The organism is uncultured Idiomarina sp., from assembly GCF_964010655.1.
GTDB classification, from domain to species: domain Bacteria; phylum Pseudomonadota; class Gammaproteobacteria; order Enterobacterales; family Alteromonadaceae; genus Idiomarina; species Idiomarina baltica.
This window is the reverse complement of record NZ_CAXGLS010000024.1, coordinates 1-15,283: the sequence shown is the minus strand read 5'-3', so window position 1 is coordinate 15,283 and position 15,283 is coordinate 1. Positions and strand designations below refer to the sequence as shown.

21 protein-coding genes are annotated in these 15,283 nt (G+C 46.7%); 6 read left to right on the top strand and 15 right to left on the bottom strand.

The window, feature by feature from the left end; translation table 11 throughout:
- Window positions 1-50: 50 nt before the first annotated feature.
- The 11 genes from atpA to ABNS04_RS07450 all read right to left on the bottom strand — a co-directional run bounded on the left by atpA (window position 51) and on the right by ABNS04_RS07450 (window position 9,545).
- Window positions 51-1,592 (bottom strand): F0F1 ATP synthase subunit alpha, encoded by a 1,542-nt coding sequence (gene atpA, locus ABNS04_RS07500; RefSeq protein WP_348671296.1) that lies wholly within the window; start codon window positions 1,590-1,592, stop codon window positions 51-53.
- Between the two features lie 14 nt (window positions 1,593-1,606).
- Window positions 1,607-2,140 carry a F0F1 ATP synthase subunit delta gene (atpH, locus tag ABNS04_RS07495; protein ID WP_006954748.1) on the bottom strand — a complete coding sequence of 178 codons (534 nt, stop codon included), beginning with the start codon at window positions 2,138-2,140 and terminating at the stop codon, window positions 1,607-1,609.
- Window positions 2,141-2,157: 17 nt separating this feature from the next.
- Window positions 2,158-2,628 carry a F0F1 ATP synthase subunit B gene (atpF, locus tag ABNS04_RS07490; RefSeq protein WP_006954751.1) on the bottom strand — a complete coding sequence of 157 codons (471 nt, stop codon included), beginning with the start codon at window positions 2,626-2,628 and terminating at the stop codon, window positions 2,158-2,160.
- Between the two features lie 37 nt (window positions 2,629-2,665).
- Window positions 2,666-2,923, bottom strand: coding sequence for a F0F1 ATP synthase subunit C (gene atpE, locus ABNS04_RS07485; protein ID WP_006954753.1), 258 nt, complete (start codon window positions 2,921-2,923; stop codon window positions 2,666-2,668).
- Window positions 2,924-2,977: 54 nt separating this feature from the next.
- A complete protein-coding gene (gene atpB, locus ABNS04_RS07480; protein WP_006954755.1) occupies window positions 2,978-3,775 on the bottom strand; it encodes a F0F1 ATP synthase subunit A in 798 nt (265 codons plus the stop codon).
- Window positions 3,776-3,787: 12 nt separating this feature from the next.
- A complete protein-coding gene (locus ABNS04_RS07475) occupies window positions 3,788-4,174 on the bottom strand; it encodes an ATP synthase subunit I (protein ID WP_006954758.1) in 387 nt (128 codons plus the stop codon).
- A gap of 161 nt (window positions 4,175-4,335) precedes the next feature.
- Window positions 4,336-5,232: a ParB/RepB/Spo0J family partition protein gene (locus ABNS04_RS07470; protein WP_006954760.1), complete on the bottom strand. Its 897-nt coding sequence runs from the start codon at window positions 5,230-5,232 to the stop codon at window positions 4,336-4,338.
- 32 nt (window positions 5,233-5,264) lie between these two features.
- A complete protein-coding gene (locus ABNS04_RS07465) occupies window positions 5,265-6,062 on the bottom strand; it encodes a ParA family protein (protein WP_286682556.1) in 798 nt (265 codons plus the stop codon).
- A gap of 20 nt (window positions 6,063-6,082) precedes the next feature.
- Complete coding sequence (gene rsmG, locus ABNS04_RS07460; RefSeq protein WP_165477439.1) at window positions 6,083-6,724, bottom strand: 16S rRNA (guanine(527)-N(7))-methyltransferase RsmG; 642 nt, start codon at window positions 6,722-6,724, stop codon at window positions 6,083-6,085.
- A gap of 9 nt (window positions 6,725-6,733) precedes the next feature.
- On the bottom strand, window positions 6,734-8,629 hold the full coding sequence (gene mnmG, locus ABNS04_RS07455; protein WP_348671295.1) for a tRNA uridine-5-carboxymethylaminomethyl(34) synthesis enzyme MnmG: 1,896 nt from the start codon (window positions 8,627-8,629) through the stop codon (window positions 6,734-6,736).
- A gap of 454 nt (window positions 8,630-9,083) precedes the next feature.
- Entirely contained in the window at window positions 9,084-9,545 is a 462-nt protein-coding gene (locus ABNS04_RS07450) for a flavodoxin domain-containing protein (RefSeq protein WP_272978596.1), read from the bottom strand.
- 56 nt (window positions 9,546-9,601) lie between these two features.
- Here ABNS04_RS07450 and ABNS04_RS07445 point away from each other — a divergent pair, with 56 nt between their 5' ends.
- A complete protein-coding gene (locus tag ABNS04_RS07445) occupies window positions 9,602-10,090 on the top strand; it encodes a serine/threonine protein phosphatase (protein WP_272978598.1) in 489 nt (162 codons plus the stop codon).
- Here the strand turns inward: ABNS04_RS07445 and gloA are convergent.
- A complete protein-coding gene (gene gloA / locus ABNS04_RS07440) occupies window positions 10,070-10,621 on the bottom strand; it encodes a lactoylglutathione lyase (RefSeq protein ID WP_272978599.1) in 552 nt (183 codons plus the stop codon). The two genes, ABNS04_RS07445 and gloA, sit on opposite strands and share 21 nt — an antisense overlap.
- A gap of 20 nt (window positions 10,622-10,641) precedes the next feature.
- On the opposite strand from gloA, the gene ABNS04_RS07435 reads away from it, so the two are divergent.
- Window positions 10,642-10,947, top strand: coding sequence for a GIY-YIG nuclease family protein (locus ABNS04_RS07435; RefSeq protein WP_006954776.1), 306 nt, complete (start codon window positions 10,642-10,644; stop codon window positions 10,945-10,947).
- Here the strand turns inward: ABNS04_RS07435 and ABNS04_RS07430 are convergent.
- From ABNS04_RS07430 to merR, 3 genes are all read right to left on the bottom strand, one after another.
- Window positions 10,937-11,263, bottom strand: coding sequence for a DUF2007 domain-containing protein (locus ABNS04_RS07430; RefSeq protein ID WP_272978600.1), 327 nt, complete (start codon window positions 11,261-11,263; stop codon window positions 10,937-10,939). The two genes, ABNS04_RS07435 and ABNS04_RS07430, sit on opposite strands and share 11 nt — an antisense overlap.
- A complete protein-coding gene (locus ABNS04_RS07425; protein WP_272978602.1) occupies window positions 11,226-12,941 on the bottom strand; it encodes an FUSC family protein in 1,716 nt (571 codons plus the stop codon). Before ABNS04_RS07425 ends, ABNS04_RS07430 begins: the two co-directional genes overlap by 38 nt.
- 227 nt (window positions 12,942-13,168) lie before the next feature.
- A complete protein-coding gene (merR, locus tag ABNS04_RS07420; protein ID WP_348671292.1) occupies window positions 13,169-13,594 on the bottom strand; it encodes an Hg(II)-responsive transcriptional regulator in 426 nt (141 codons plus the stop codon).
- Window positions 13,595-13,666: 72 nt separating this feature from the next.
- Between merR and merT the strand changes: the two genes are divergently transcribed.
- From merT to ABNS04_RS07400, 4 genes are all read left to right on the top strand, one after another.
- Complete coding sequence (merT, locus tag ABNS04_RS07415) at window positions 13,667-14,017, top strand: mercuric ion transporter MerT (protein ID WP_348671291.1); 351 nt, start codon at window positions 13,667-13,669, stop codon at window positions 14,015-14,017.
- A 13-nt stretch (window positions 14,018-14,030) separates the two neighbouring features.
- Window positions 14,031-14,327, top strand: a complete 297-nt coding sequence (gene merP, locus ABNS04_RS07410) for a mercury resistance system periplasmic binding protein MerP (RefSeq protein ID WP_348671290.1) — start codon at window positions 14,031-14,033, stop codon at window positions 14,325-14,327.
- 36 nt (window positions 14,328-14,363) lie between these two features.
- On the top strand, window positions 14,364-14,585 hold the full coding sequence (merF, locus tag ABNS04_RS07405; RefSeq protein ID WP_348671315.1) for a mercury resistance system transport protein MerF: 222 nt from the start codon (window positions 14,364-14,366) through the stop codon (window positions 14,583-14,585).
- Window positions 14,586-14,590: 5 nt separating this feature from the next.
- The coding region (locus ABNS04_RS07400) for an FAD-dependent oxidoreductase (protein WP_348671289.1) at window positions 14,591-15,283 on the top strand (693 nt) is incomplete at its 3' end.

Sequence of the window (15,283 nt, the reverse complement as noted above, 5' to 3'; positions counted from 1 at the left end):
TTCTCCTTTAACTCAACGACAAATGGCCGCTTACTAGCGGCCACCGCCAATTACCATGATTGCGTTTGCTTGAATTTCTCAAGTGCCGCTTTCAATTGGCTATCGATGTCGTCGTTATAGTTTCCGGTTTTATCAATTTCAGCCATCAGCTCAGAGTATTCGCTCGCCATGAATGATTGTAGAGACTCTTCAAAATCCATGATTTTGTCGATAGCCACATCTTTCAGGAAGCCTTTCTCAACGGCGTAAATTGATACAGCCATTTGAGCCACGCTCATAGGCTTATATTGCTTCTGCTTCATCAACTCGGTGACGCGCTGGCCATGCTCAAGTTGAGCACGAGTCGATTCATCAAGGTCAGATGCGAACTGAGCAAAGGCTGCCAATTCACGATACTGAGCCAAGGCTAGACGGATACCGCCGCCCAACTTCTTGATGATCTTAGTCTGTGCAGCACCACCAACACGAGAAACTGAGATACCCGCGTTAACCGCTGGGCGAATACCTGAGTTGAACAGGTCAGTTTCAAGGAAGATCTGACCGTCAGTGATTGAAATCACGTTAGTCGGTACGAACGCAGATACGTCACCCGCTTGTGTTTCAATGATAGGTAATGCGGTCAAAGAACCTGTTTTACCTTTCACTTCACCGTTGGTGTACTTTTCTACATAGTCAGCGTTGACGCGAGCAGCGCGCTCAAGTAGACGCGAATGTAGATAGAAAACGTCACCAGGAAATGCTTCACGACCTGGAGGACGACGCAGTAGCAATGAAATTTGACGATAAGCAACTGCTTGCTTCGACAAATCATCATAAATAATTAATGCGTCTTCACCGCGGTCACGGAAGAACTCACCCATAGTACAGCCAGAGTATGCTGACAAGTACTGAAGCGCCGCAGATTCAGAAGCAGAAGCGGCTACAACAATGGTGTTTTCCAATGCGCCGTGCTCTTCCAGCTTACGAACAACTGCAGAAATCGTTGAGTTTTTCTGGCCGATTGCGACGTAAACACATTTAATTCCAGAGTTTTTCTGGTTGATGATTGCGTCAACTGCTAAAGCCGTTTTACCGGTTTGACGGTCACCAATGATCAACTCACGTTGACCACGACCGACTGGGATCATCGAGTCGATTGATTTGTAGCCGGTTTGTACTGGCTCATCAACAGATTGACGATCGATAACACCCGGTGCAATTTTTTCGACAGGCTCGTAAGCTTCCGCTTCGATAGGACCTTTACCGTCGATAGGTTGACCAAGCGTGTTAACTACACGGCCAAGCAACTTGTTACCAACAGGTACTTCAAGAATACGACCCGTAGATTTAACTTTTACACCCTCTTGCAAGTCAGCATAAGGGCCCATTACAACCGCACCAACAGAGTCACGCTCAAGGTTCAGTGCGATAGCGTAGCGGTTTCCAGGAAGCTCGATCATCTCACCTTGCAAGCAGTCTGCAAGGCCGTGAACGCGAATGATACCGTCTTGTACAGACATGATGGTACCTTCGTTGCGCGCTTCGCTGGTGACTTCGAACTTCTCAATACGCTCTTTGATTAGTTCTGCGATTTCATTTGAATTCAGTTGCATGCTCAAGTCCCCAATTAGGATTGCAGTGCATAGGCAAGACGTTCTAGCTTGCCACGCAGTGAACCGTCAATCACGGTATCGCCTGCTTGAATGGTTAATCCGCCAATCATTGACGCATCTACACTGCAGTTCAGCTTAATTTTGCGTTGCAAACGTGCTTCGAGTGCCTTAGAAAGCTCAGCTTGCTGAGCATCCGACATTTCGACCGCACCCGTTACATCTACGACAATTTCCTTTTCGTAATCAGCACGGAGCACGTTAAATTGTTCCAACACCGCTGGCAGGGCAGTTAAACGTTCGTTTTCTGCCATCACCTTGATAAGATTCTGTGCTTGTTCGGTTAATGCGTCTCCGCAAACACCGATAAACACCTCACTCGTGCGACCAACGGTAGCAGAGCTACTCAAAAAGCTCGCCATACGGTCATCTTGCGCCACTGAAGCGGCAAAAGACAACATCTCGGCCCACTTATCGAGCGCTCCTTGTTGCAAAGCAAAATCAAAAGCTGCTTTTGCGTAGGGGCGAGCGACAGTAGTCAGTTCTGACATAAGCTCAAACCCCTTGATTAAAGTTCAGCGACCAGTTTTTCAACGATGTCGCGATGAGCGTTCTCATCAATCTCACGCTCGATAATTTTCTGAGCACCAGTCACAGCTAGAACAGCGACTTGCTTACGCAACTCTTCACGAGCACGATGGCGTTCAGCTTCGACTTCCTCATGACCAGACGCGACGATTTTCTCGCGTTCTTCGTGACCACGCTGAGTTTCGTCCTCAACGATTTTTGCGCCACGTTTCTTAGCCTGCTCAATGATTTCAGCCGCTTGCTGCTTCGCCTCTTTAAGCTGTTCAGCGATGTCTTCCTGGGCTTTTTCTAAATCTTTTTGAGCACGTTCACCAGCACTAAGCCCGTCAGCAATTTTCTTCTGACGTTCTTCAATTGCCTTGATGATCGGTGGCCACACGAACTTCATGCAGAACCACACGAACACGGCGAACGCGATCGTTTGTCCAATTATAGTAGCGTTGATATCCACAACGGACCTCCTTTATTTGGTGACCGTCGAATCGCGCTTAGCCTGCTACCTGAGTTAAGAACGGGTTTGCGAATGTGAATAGCAAAGCAACCGCAACACCGATCATAGCGATAGCATCGATAAGGCCCGCAACGATGAACATTTTAACTTGTAATTGAGGCGCTAGTTCTGGTTGACGAGCGGCCGCTTCCAAGAATTTGCCACCCAACATACCGAAGCCAAGCGCTGTACCTAGTGCAGCAAGACCGATCATGATTGATACAGCGATAGCGGTAAAAGCAACTACAGTTTCCATTGATATCTCCAATTTTCAGTAGATTAAAGTTAAAAAATAAAAGTAAGACCAAACTTAGTGTTCAGATGATGCCATGCTTAGATAAACAATGGTCAACATCATAAAAATAAATGCCTGCAAAGTAATAACTATGATGTGGAACGCCGCCCAGATAAAGTGCGCTGGTAACTGGAACAGCCCCATCATGGCAATCAAAATAAAGATCAATTCACCGGCGTAGAGGTTACCAAACAAACGCAGTGCCAGCGACGCCGGCTTAGCGAGTAGCGTGATACTCTCGAGCACAAAGTTCACAGGGACAAGCGCCCAGTGATTAAATGGCGTAAACGTCATTTCTTTGGCAAAGCCCTTGATGCCTTTGTATTTAATCGAATAGATAATGATCAAAGCAAAAACACTTAAGCTCAGTGCGAATGTAGTATTCAAATCGGTGGTTGGCACCACTTTGAAATACACGTCATGAGGATCATTAACAAACCCTAGCCAATAGCCCGTGTACATAGCTGCCGTAGGCAACCAATCAACAGGTATTAAGTCCATCAAGTTCATCAGGAAGATCCAGACGAAGATGGTTAACGCTAAAGGTGCAATGAGTTTATCTTTGCCGTGGAATGACTCTTTGACGCTGTTATCGACAAACTCGACAACCATTTCGACAAAGCATTGCCACTTACCAGGTACCCCCGCAGAGGATTTTTTGGCTACTCTGCGGAAACTCCACAGAAATAGCACACCTAGTAACACGGACCAGAAGATAGTATCGACATTTACCGCCCAGAATCCTTCACCAACCGTCCAGTTTTGAAGGTGGTGTTTGATATACTGAGTCGGAGTTTGCTCTCCACTTACCATGTTGTTTCCCAGTTACGTTGATTTTAAAAACAAAATCGGTGCAATCCACTGTGCAACAACGGCTAGAATAAAGCCGGTTAATAACCACAATGCATTAGAATTTGTAAGCAGTAAAACTAAACTCAGTAGTACTGCTGTAAGTACTAGCTTGACGCCCTCACCAACAAAAAAACTTTTGACCACTTGTTGGTTGGCACGCGCGCCCGCATATCTAAACGCTATCCAGCCAAACAGCGCGTTGGGAATCAGTGCCGAAAAACTCCCCAATAAAGCGGCTAATGCAGCATCTGTTTGGCTCACAAGAAAGGCCAATAAAGCAGTGCACAACGACACAACTAACTGACTCAAAACCGTTTTTCGTGCTAGTTTTTTTCCTGCCAAAGCAAGGGGCTGAGTCACTATTGAACCTTTCTTCAAAATTTGGGTGTTGACCTATTTTTAAACAGGCGCAAATAAACTCGCGCTAGTATAAAGATCTGCCCGCTAAATGCAAACAAATTTGCCTACAGCCTTTGAGTTTAATGCTACTTAACATACCCGTTACAAATGTGACAAGGGTCTTATTTTATGTGCGCTAATATGCCATCTAACTCATCTAAGTTAGTGTAATTGATAACGACTTTTCCTTTACCTTTTCGGCCATGATTGATAGCAACTTTTGCGCCCAAGCGCTCTGATAAGGATGCCTCAAGGCGTTCGATATCAGCATCAGGTTGAGGTTTGTCTTGTTGTTTGGGAGGTTCAATGGTTTTGCGAACCAATTTTTCAGCTTCGCGCACCGTCATATCTTTTGCAGCAATATGCTGAGCAACGCTCGCTTGCTGTTCACCTTCGAGCGCTAATAATAATTTAGCGTGCCCGAGTTCAATATCGCCACGTTCAAGTAGCAACTTAACGCTCGCCTCTAAATTATTGAGGCGCAAAAGATTAGTCACCGTAGTGCGAGATTTACCAACCGCTTGCGCGACGTCTTGATGTGTCATATTAAATTCATCAAGTAGTCGTTGGAGTGCCGTTGCCTCCTCCATCGCATTAAGATCTTCGCGCTGGATGTTTTCAATTAAAGCAATCGCCACGGCAGCTTCGTCTGGCACGTCTTTTACCAAGCAGGGAACCAATTCAAGCTTAGCTAATTGCGCGGCTCGCCAGCGGCGCTCACCAGCAATGATTTCATATTCATCGTCTGCGATGATACGCACCACGATAGGCTGAATTATACCCTGTGCTTTTACCGAAGCAGCGAGATCTTCAAGTGCCTCAGGAGACATATCTTTACGCGGTTGATAACGTCCAGGTTGCAGTTGCTCGATAGGTAGCTTTTGAAGTTCACCTTTAACCAACGTATGCTGCTCATCTTCCACGGGTGGCTGATGACCATCTTGGCGTTGTTGACTCGCCGAATTGCTTGTCAATAAAGCGTCTAATCCACGACCTAAACCACGTTTTTTCGGCGACATATATTTATTTCCTCAAACCCTACTACTCGTTTTTATGAATTAACCGATTGCTGCTCTTTTTCCAGCTTTTCAGCTCGCCGGATGATCTCTCCAGCAAGTGATAAATAAGCTTTTGCACCAGTTGATGACTTATCATAATACATGGCCGGGGCACCAAACGAAGGGGCCTCAGCCAACCGTACGTTACGTGGAATAACCGTGCGATAAACTTTTTCACCAAAATGTTGCTTAAGCTGTTCTGATACATCATTAGCTAAGCGATTACGCGGGTCGTACATCGTACGCAGAATGCCTTCAATTGTCAGGCTTGGATTAACCACTTCAGCAAGCTGTCGGATTGTCTCCATTAACGCAGTCAGTCCCTCTAATGCATAATACTCGCACTGCATCGGTACAAGAATAGAATCGGCTGCTGCCATCGCATTAACGGTCAACATATTTAAGGAAGGAGGGCAGTCGATAAAAATAAAGTCATAATCGTCTTGCACGCTCTTAAGTGCGTTTCGAAGCCGTACTTCGCGCGCAAAAAATTCCATTAATTTGATTTCTGCGGCTGTGACATCAGAGTTTGCAGCGATAAGATGATATTTGCCGTTAGTATCGGTAACAACCACTTCTTTAATGGGTTTTTCGTCCACTAACAATTCATACACGGTGCTATCGACTTCATACTTATCAACACCGCTACCCATAGTCGCATTGCCTTGAGGATCTAAATCAATGAGTAGAACTTTACGCTTGGTTGCAGCCATGGATGCAGCCAAATTCACTGCGGTGGTCGTTTTGCCCACGCCGCCTTTTTGATTAGCTATCGCAATAGTTGTAGCCACGGGTGCATCACCTCTTATTATTAATGGGCGTTAATTGGACGGATAATAACCATGTGCCGCTCGCCTTCCAAGCCGGGCACCATCAATCGGTTGATTTCATCAATACCGTATTGGGTGTCAAGGTCAGCTATCTCTTGCTCTGGATACATACCTTTGAGCGCATAAAATCGCCCTGACGGCTTTGGTAAATGATGACACCATGAAAGCATATCATTAAGCGAGGCAAAGGCTCTACTCAACACACCGTCAAAATCGTGTAAGCGACTATCATAAGCTTCTACTCGGCTTTGTACGGCAGTTACATTCTCGATATTAAGTTCATGACAAACTTGCCTGATAAAGCGAATTCGTTTACCTAAGCTATCTAACAATACGAATTCACAGTGTGGCATACAAATAGCCAATGGCAAGCCAGGTAAGCCCGGACCTGTGCCTACATCAATAAATTGCTCGCCTTTTAAATGTGGCATTACCACAAGGCTATCAATGATATGCTTAGTAAGCATTTCATTTGGATCACGGACTGATGTCAGATTATACGCTTTATTCCATTTATCCAGCAATTCAACCAGTTGCACAAGTTTAACCACTTGTTCATCTGACACTGTGCCACGGACAGAATCATCCGTTTGTGCAAGTAACCTCTCTAATTTTTCTTTCAAACTCATCCCTTACGCGCTTTTTCTGAGCAAACCTTGCTTTTTAAGATGTACGAGCAGCATTGATATCGCCGCGGGCGTAATACCTGAAATTCGAGCAGCTTTACCAACGGTTTCAGGTTGGTGTTGGTTCAATTTAGCAATCACCTCGTTAGAGAGGCCTTTGATGCTATTGTAATCGAACTGATTCGGTAACCGCGTGTTTTCATGACGTTGTTGTTTCGCAATCTCATCTTGCTGACGCGAAATGTAACCCGCATATTTAGTTTGAATCTCTACTTGCTCGGCTGCAGCTGAATCACTTAAACCCGGCGCAAAGAACGGTGTTTTAACCAACTGCTGATAGTTTACTTCTGGTCGACGTAGTAGCTCCTCACCACTGACCTCTTTTGTTATCGGACTTTTCACAAAGGCGTTAATACTATCAATTTCTGGGTGATCTTTATGAACCCAAGTGCTACGCAAGCGCTGCTTTTCTTGCTCGATAGCTTCCATTTTTAAATTAAACGCTTGCCAACGCTCATCATCAACCAAACCAAGTTCACGACCTTTTTCAGTTAAACGAATATCTGCGTTATCTTCACGCAGTAACAAGCGGTATTCGGCACGCGATGTAAACATACGGTAAGGCTCTTGTGTACCCAAGGTCGATAGATCATCAATGAGTACGCCCATGTAAGCTTGATCACGACGAGGAGACCACGTTTCTTTATCTTGAGCTAAACGTGCTGCATTTAGGCCAGCTATCAAACCTTGTGCACCTGCTTCTTCATAACCAGTGGTGCCATTGATTTGACCAGCAAAAAACAAACCATTAATCACTTTAGTTTCCAGTGACTGCTTGAGATCTCGTGGATCAAAATAATCATACTCGATCGCATAACCAGGACGTGTAATCACAGCATTCTCGAAACCACGAATTGACTGAACCAATTGCTGTTGAACGTCAAAAGGCAAACTCGTTGAGATCCCGTTGGGATACACTTCAAACGTATTGAGACCCTCAGGCTCTACAAATATTTGATGCGAAGTTTTGTCCGCAAAACGGACAATTTTGTCCTCTATTGAAGGGCAGTAACGCGGTCCAACACCTTCAATCTCGCCCGAATACATGGGTGAACGATCAAGTCCTGAACGAATCACATCATGAGTTTGCTCATTGGTATGTGTAATATAGCAAGGGATCTGTTGAGGATGATCAGCGCGACTTCCTAAGTAAGAGAACACAGGTGTTGGTGTGTCACCGGGTTGTTCTTGCATGACTGAAAAATCAATTGAATGACTTGCAATACGAGGTGGAGTACCTGTCTTCAAGCGATCAACACGAAGTGGTAACGCACGTAAACGTTGTGATAGGGCATTTGCTGGTGGATCCCCTGCACGACCGCCTTGGTAATTATCTAAACCAATATGGATCCGACCACCAAGGAAAGTGCCCACTGTAAGTACGACTGCTCGAGCATGGAATTTGAGCCCCATTTGGGTCACTACACCCGTCACCTGATCATTTTCTACGATCAGATCGTCACAGCCTTGCTGAAATAACGTTAAGTTAGGTTGGGTCTCCAACGCATAACGGATTGCTTGCTTATATAGTTGACGATCGGCTTGCGCTCGCGTAGCGCGCACCGCAGGGCCTTTCGACGAGTTCAATGTTCTGAATTGAATACCTGCTTTGTCAGCGGCTTTTGCCATGATACCGCCGAGTGCATCGATCTCTTTGACCAAATGCCCTTTACCAATACCACCGATCGCTGGGTTACATGACATTTGTCCCAACGTATCAATGTTATGCGTTAGCAATAAAGTACGCGATCCCATGCGTGCTGCGGCGAGCGCTGCTTCGGTACCTGCATGTCCACCACCGACGACGATGACGTCATAGGTTTGGGCGTTATTTTTCAACATTCAGAACAACCTCGATGAAAGGAGATAAAGATAAAACTGATCATCATCAGTGAACCGCGTATTTTAACGCGTTTTGGCTGTGATCGAAACGGTTATTTTTTATTCAGACTGTAAAGCTATGCTCGATCAATAAAGATCAGTAAAGGATCTTTATTTAGATCTTTATTATTGTTTCTATTAGGATCGCTTTTTCTGTGAATAGATCGCTACAAGTCTTATTTTTACTGCTTTTTAGAGCGATCAAAACATGTGAAAAAGATCCCTTAAACTGCGATCATAGATCGTGGATAACTAGGGTGTTTATACACAGCTTGAGTTATCCCCACAGTTATACCCAATTCAATGACAGCGCTTATGTCTGCTTATCCTTATTTTGATCACAAGTAAAAAAATTTGTGTATAGAACTGTGGATACGATCACGTGATCGTGTTGCAAACCCCATAAAATACGCGATCAATCTTGTGGGTATGATCGCAATTTATCGATCAATTCAGTAACCCATTTTGATGCTTTGTCTTCAGGATCATCTTCCATCATGTCGATCTCTAACCGTTCAAATAGTCGTGTGGCATTCAAAACGCTGAGCTTTTTATCGCAATGTCGACCGGCTTCACAAAAAGTGTCATAACAAGATTCACCGATGGCACAGACCGCATAGCTAAGATCAGGCAATAAAGGGGCATTCGTAGAAGCGATGACATCATAGAAATCAAGCATTGAATCGGCATAGTCGCCTGCTCCGTGAGTGGCTAGGAAGATCAGCCAAATACCTGATTTGGGTAAATCATCGAAAGTGGGTTCGTAATGCATCTGGGTAGAAAGATCATGACTTTCTAGAATTTCTTGAACGTGGTCGGCTAACGCTTCTGTGTTGCCCGACGTGGTGCCTACCAATATATGTATCGTATTCGTCATCGTAAAATGCTTAAATAGTTGTGACAGATACTCGTATTGTACAGGAGTGAAAAACCATGCGTGCAATTTATCTATTCGCAGTTGTCATATTGAGTTTGCCTATATTTTCCACGGCCAAAGGTATTGAGACTGCAAAGCAAGTTGAACAGAATTTGTGGGTAATGGGAATGCCTCGTGAGGAGGCTATTGAATACTTTTCTCAACAAGGCGGCGATATCGTAATCAGTCTGTTGTCTGTACCAGAACAATCACAAACAGCTGAATCGACATGGGTAACAGAAAACGGCATGGCGTTTTACCATGTTGCAATTCCAGGCGCTGATGGTTTGACACTCGCAAAGGTGCGCCTGTTGGATAAAGTGTTACTTGAGCATAAAGATAAAAATGTGCTCGTGCATTGTGCATCGGGTAATCGAGTGGGTGCTTTGTTTGCACTGCGTGCAGCGTGGCTCGATGGAAAGGAAAAAGACCTAGCGCTCAAAATAGGGCGTGAGCGAGGTTTAACCTCGCTCGAAAAGACGGTATCAGAGATGCTCGCGCAATAAATCTGGTTGGCGATTCGGAGTAAAGATCTCGATCCAGTAGCCATCGGGATCTTTAATAAAAGCAATGCCTTTCATGTTGCCATCATTAGGTTTTTTCTGGAATTCAACGCCGAGCTCTTCAAAGCGCTCGCAGGCGGAGTCAATGTCGGGCACGGCAAAGCCGATATGACCAAACCCCTTTGGCTCTTGGTTACCGCTGTGATACGACACGTTGTCATCGTTCTCATCTCCCCAGTTATGCGTAAGTTCTAGCATGGCGGGTCGGCCAAAGGTTTGAACGATGCGTTCATCGTGATCGGTTGACCAATGACTGCGTTCTTCGGGCGAGATTGAGGCCATGAAATAGAGCGTGAACTTCATCTCAGGGAAGTCCAAACGCTTGATAAGCGTCATGCCGAGTACCTCTGAATAGAACTTTAAAGTACGCTCGGGATCTTTAATACGAAACATCGTCTGATTGAAAACAAATTTGTGGGTTGCGGGATCGTGATGTTCTGATAACCCCTTAGCTCTGTCAAAATGACGACTCATGGAATGCTCCTAAGACAACAATGTGTGAATTACTAGAAATTGGGAATAAGACATTAAATTTCAAGCCAGAGCCCGAAGCTCGTTGGTATGTATACATGGTTGAATGCGGTGATCGATCACTTTACACCGGTGTCACTACGTGTTTAGAACGACGCATTCGTCAACATAACGGCGAGTTAAGTGGTGGGGCTCGCTATACACAGAGTCGCCGACCAGTCGTGTTGAGTTGGCGTCAGGGGCCTTTTTCTAAAACTCGTGCCTGTCAGCTCGAAGCTCAATTGAAACAACTCTCGCGTGCAGATAAACGAAAATTAATTAGTCTGTAACCGGTCGTTCTTTTTGACACTGCCAACATTCTTCAAATGAGGCAGGATTAAGCTCACCACATGCAGGACAACACCATTCTGCGTTATTAGCGCTATTCTGTTCATAGAGACTGAGAATATGTTTCGCGGCATCGTAAGCTTCTGGCATGACGTAGATGGCCGTTTCGATAGCGTCAGCAGGTAACTCGCCAACGCCGCCGGCACTGGGATTATTGGGAACGTGAACCTGAATTCCCTCAGCACGCAATAACCCGCCGAGTAATTCGGCCTCTATCGGGCTACTGGCGCGGTAAATCTTTATCCATTGATCGCTCATGAGACACCATGACTTGTTGATAACGTAATAACCAACTTATCACGCTTTTATATGATGCGTGAGTTTTGTCAGCAATTTGTATGAGTTTGAATAGTCGGTGGTAAAATCGCGCCCGATAGCGACGCCGTCGAGAAGCGGATGCCGGTGTTTGGCCAAAGGCTTCAAGTTCATGGGCAATTGCGATAGTTAACGCATGTTCACGACGAGCGAGATTGGTTGGATAGAGCAGTTTGTAACCAAGCATCGCTGTGATAGGGGCTAACACAACAGCAAGCGCAATACTCACCGAATTAAATACCTCAAAGCTGTACGGTATTACCGGCTGCATCAACAATAGAAAGACCAGAATAAAGTCCATGCTCCCGTTAATCGTACGGTGATGGGATAAAGGAAACGCGGCGATAAACATTATAGGTAGGAGTGACATTACCATGGCGCCGGTACTTTCTAGATAAGGCCATATTGCCGCATGAATGACTATCGAGAGTAATGCGCCTGCACATTGACCGATGAATACTGTTTTCATTGTCTTAGCAGGGTTATCTGTGGTGGAAAACAGCGTTAGCATGATGCTTGCGCCCAACAACAAAAAGGCGACTTGGAACCACTCGGTATACCACCATAAAGCACTGATTAATCCCATGATGACCATGGTTCGAATACTGGCCTCGCGTGCACCTATCCAGTCACGGTGAAGCAACGATAGCGAGCGGCGTGTCGAGGACGCCGCGCGACCGGAATCACGAAATGAAAGACGCTCGTCACAGGCCTCAATAAATTCATCAAATGCACTGCGTAATGGTGACTGTCTAACGCTCAAAGAGGCGTTCTTTAATGCGGCTAAAATATCTGAGCGTTTCGCATTTTGCCGGAGTAAACTTGCTGCATCAAGTAAGTGCTTACTTATCTCTTGGTTGGCTTCAAGTGGCAAGAAATAAATCTGAGCCAACCACTCAAGTTGGCTATTAATAACCTTTCTTACCAGTCGAGCGGATTCATGTGCTGCAGGAGAACCCGTACCATGTTCGAGCAATTGTGCTTCAATTTGTGCTAGTTTCGATAGCCGGTCATCAAAATTAAGGAGTGCTTTGTCTTGCTTACTGAATAATTGTGCTACATTTTCTAGAGAAATAATGGTTTCGCGTCGCATTTGGTTGATAAGGCTTTGCTCCGCGCGTTTGTAGGTGAATAACCAACCTACAACCAGTGCCATCATGACACCAACAAATACCGTTAATAACCGGTCGATCCCCAAAGGCAAGAGCGCATCAGGGCTGCGGCTTAGCAAAGCAACCATGGAAGCAGAATAACCCGCCAAAATAGTGCCATAAGACACTAAGCCATGAATTAGATTACCAAGATAAACACAGAGAGCGACCCAAAGTGTAAGACCCATCGCGACAGGCAGTATTTGATGATCCGCTGTCACCACTAAAATCATACCAAACAAGGTTCCGATTAGAGTGCCTAGCGCGCGATATGCGCCTTTTTCTAACAGCAGTCCGCGAGTAGGTTGCGAAACAGCCCATACGGTTATAGCGGCCCACTGTGGGTGTTCTAATCCTAATGCCCAGGCTATGATCAATGATAAGCAGGCAGCCAACGCAGTCCGCAATCCAAAGCGGAAGCGAATATAGTCAAAACCGAGTTTAGCAAGCGGCTGCCTCACAAGCTCCATAAAGTCTATTTACCGATGCAGAATGTAAAGTTTCTATTATTTTCAATGAGTTGCGATTGTTAGGGAGTAAATAGGGATCAAAAATGTTTGATGCCTACCCTCGTAACCTATTGATTTCTCAATATCCCTCATTCTAACCCCGTCTCTCGATCCACCCAAATGAAATCTTTCAGCCCTTTGTAGTGGTCACCTTCCTAAGTGGCGTTCGCGTGATGACAAAATTTCATTTACGACTTATTCAATTCCAATCCATCGTAAATTGCGGTGATAAGGGGGCATTTGACATCGCCATTCTGAGCGGAACATTCCTTCACCAATCCATCCAAGGCAAGTTCAATTCGTCGCAGGCTTTCAATTTTCTGCCGTACGCTGATTAATTTTTGTTCGCCCAACGCACGGGCTTCGTCGCAATGGGTTCCGTCCTGCAGTTTCAGCAACCCGCCAATTTCTTCCAGACTGAAACCCAGCCACTGAGCCGTTCTGATGAATTGCAGGCGAGCAAGCGCGTGTTCGTCATAGCGGCGAATGCTTCCATAGGGTTTGTCAGGTTCGGCCACCAAGCCTCTGCGTTGGTAATAGCGGATGGTTTCCACGCCTATATCGGCGGCCTTGGCCAGCGCTCCGATGGTCAATGAACAAGGTTTTTTTGTCATAGGGATTGACTCCGTAGTTGACTACGGTAGTAAGTTTATAATAACTGGTCAGTTCATTACAGGAGCATCGTAATGTCAAAACTCAAAACAGGTAGCGGCTCGTTGGTCGCAGGCGGTATTGCCGCGATCCTGGCATCCGCTTGCTGCCTTGGCCCACTGATTTTGATCACGTTGGGCATTTCCGGCGCCTGGATCGGTAACCTGGCTGCCCTGGAGCCCTACCGTCCGTGGTTCCTCGGGGCGGCATTGATCGCGATGTTTTTTGCCTGGCGCCGGATATACCGGCCAGTCAGGGACTGCCGGCCAGGTGACGTTTGCGCAGCGCCGCACGCTCGAACGGCCTACAAAGTCGTCTTCTGGGTCGTCGCGCTGCTCATTCTGGTTGCCCTGGCGTTCCCTTACGTTTTACCCATGTTTTACTGAGAGGCACGACACCATGAAAACATCACTGATCGCAACAACCTTGCTTATGGCACTCAGCCTGCCCGCCCTGGCGGCCGAGCAAACCGTTACCTTGTCCGTTCCCGGTATGAACTGTGCTGCCTGCCCAATAACTGTGAAGGCGGCTCTCAACCAAGTTGAGGGGGTGCACTCTGTCCAGGTCCGTTATGAAGAGCGTGATGCGACAGTTATTTTTGACGATACGAAGACCACCGTTGAGGCACTGACTCAGGCTACGACGAACGCGGGTTACCCGTCCTCGCTGAAGCAAAGTCAAACGGGAAAGGAGTAGGCATGCAAAACCCCAAAACCCCAAAACCCCAAAACCCTGTTGCGAGTAAGTGTTATCGGCACCGTGCTGGTCGCGCTCTGCTGTTTTACGCCCGTACTGGTGATCCTGCTGGGCACCTTGGGCCTGGCAGCACTTACTGGCTATCTTGACTACGTGCTTTTACCTGCGCTGGTATTTTTTATCGGCCTGACCGGCTATGCCATATGGCGTAAGAAAAAATACGACGCCTGCTGCGACAGCCCATCATCCAAGGAGTGATCGTTATGAGTGACAACAATCTGCACATTGCTGTTATCGGTAGCGGTGGCGGTGCCATGGCGGCCGCCCTGAAAGCCACCGAACGTGGTGCAACGGTTACCCTGATCGAGCGGGGTACGATCGGTGGAACCTGCGTCAACATTGGTTGCGTACCGTCCAAAATCCTGATCCGGTCGGCTCACATCGCTCACCTTCGCCGGGAAAGCCCGTTCGATGACGGGCTGAGTCGCCAGGTGCCTGACGTGAATCGTACCGCACTTCTGGCTCAGCAACAGGTACGGGTGGAGGAACTGCGAGAATCGAAATACGAGAGCATTCTCGATGACAATGCCGCGATTACGGTTCTCAAGGGTGAGGCCCGTTTCCTGGACAATAGAACAATAAAGGTCACGCTGAACGACGGCGGTGAACAGGAAGTTCACTTTGACAAAGCCTTCATCGGCACCGGTGCCCGGCCTGCCGAACCACCCATTCCGGGACTGTCCGAGACGCCCTATCTTACCTCCACTACTGCGCTGGGACTGGATCATATTCCCGAGCGCCTCATTGTCATTGGCGCTTCAGTCGTTGCTCTGGAGTTGTCGCAGGCCTTTGCCCGCCTGGGCAGTAAAGTCACCATTCTGGCCCGCAGCCGGGTGCTGTCTCAGGAAGACCCGGCGGTGGGCGAGGCTGTGGAAGCAGCCTTCCGATGTGAGGGC

Coding starts and splice junctions, on each gene's coding strand:
- atpA (WP_348671296.1), bottom strand. CDS start 1,592: ATGCAACTGAATTCAAATGAAATCGCAGAACTAATCAAAGAGCGTATT.
- atpH (WP_006954748.1), bottom strand. CDS start 2,140: ATGTCAGAACTGACTACTGTCGCTCGCCCCTACGCAAAAGCAGCTTTT.
- atpE (WP_006954753.1), bottom strand. CDS start 2,923: ATGGAAACTGTAGTTGCTTTTACCGCTATCGCTGTATCAATCATGATC.
- atpB (WP_006954755.1), bottom strand. CDS start 3,775: ATGGTAAGTGGAGAGCAAACTCCGACTCAGTATATCAAACACCACCTT.
- ABNS04_RS07470 (WP_006954760.1), bottom strand. CDS start 5,232: ATGTCGCCGAAAAAACGTGGTTTAGGTCGTGGATTAGACGCTTTATTG.
- mnmG (WP_348671295.1), bottom strand. CDS start 8,629: ATGTTGAAAAATAACGCCCAAACCTATGACGTCATCGTCGTCGGTGGT.
- ABNS04_RS07450 (WP_272978596.1), bottom strand. CDS start 9,545: ATGACGAATACGATACATATATTGGTAGGCACCACGTCGGGCAACACA.
- ABNS04_RS07445 (WP_272978598.1), top strand. CDS start 9,602: ATGCGTGCAATTTATCTATTCGCAGTTGTCATATTGAGTTTGCCTATA.
- gloA (WP_272978599.1), bottom strand. CDS start 10,621: ATGAGTCGTCATTTTGACAGAGCTAAGGGGTTATCAGAACATCACGAT.
- ABNS04_RS07435 (WP_006954776.1), top strand. CDS start 10,642: ATGTGTGAATTACTAGAAATTGGGAATAAGACATTAAATTTCAAGCCA.
- ABNS04_RS07430 (WP_272978600.1), bottom strand. CDS start 11,263: ATGAGCGATCAATGGATAAAGATTTACCGCGCCAGTAGCCCGATAGAG.
- ABNS04_RS07425 (WP_272978602.1), bottom strand. CDS start 12,941: ATGGAGCTTGTGAGGCAGCCGCTTGCTAAACTCGGTTTTGACTATATT.
- merR (WP_348671292.1), bottom strand. CDS start 13,594: ATGACAAAAAAACCTTGTTCATTGACCATCGGAGCGCTGGCCAAGGCC.
- merT (WP_348671291.1), top strand. CDS start 13,667: ATGTCAAAACTCAAAACAGGTAGCGGCTCGTTGGTCGCAGGCGGTATT.
- merP (WP_348671290.1), top strand. CDS start 14,031: ATGAAAACATCACTGATCGCAACAACCTTGCTTATGGCACTCAGCCTG.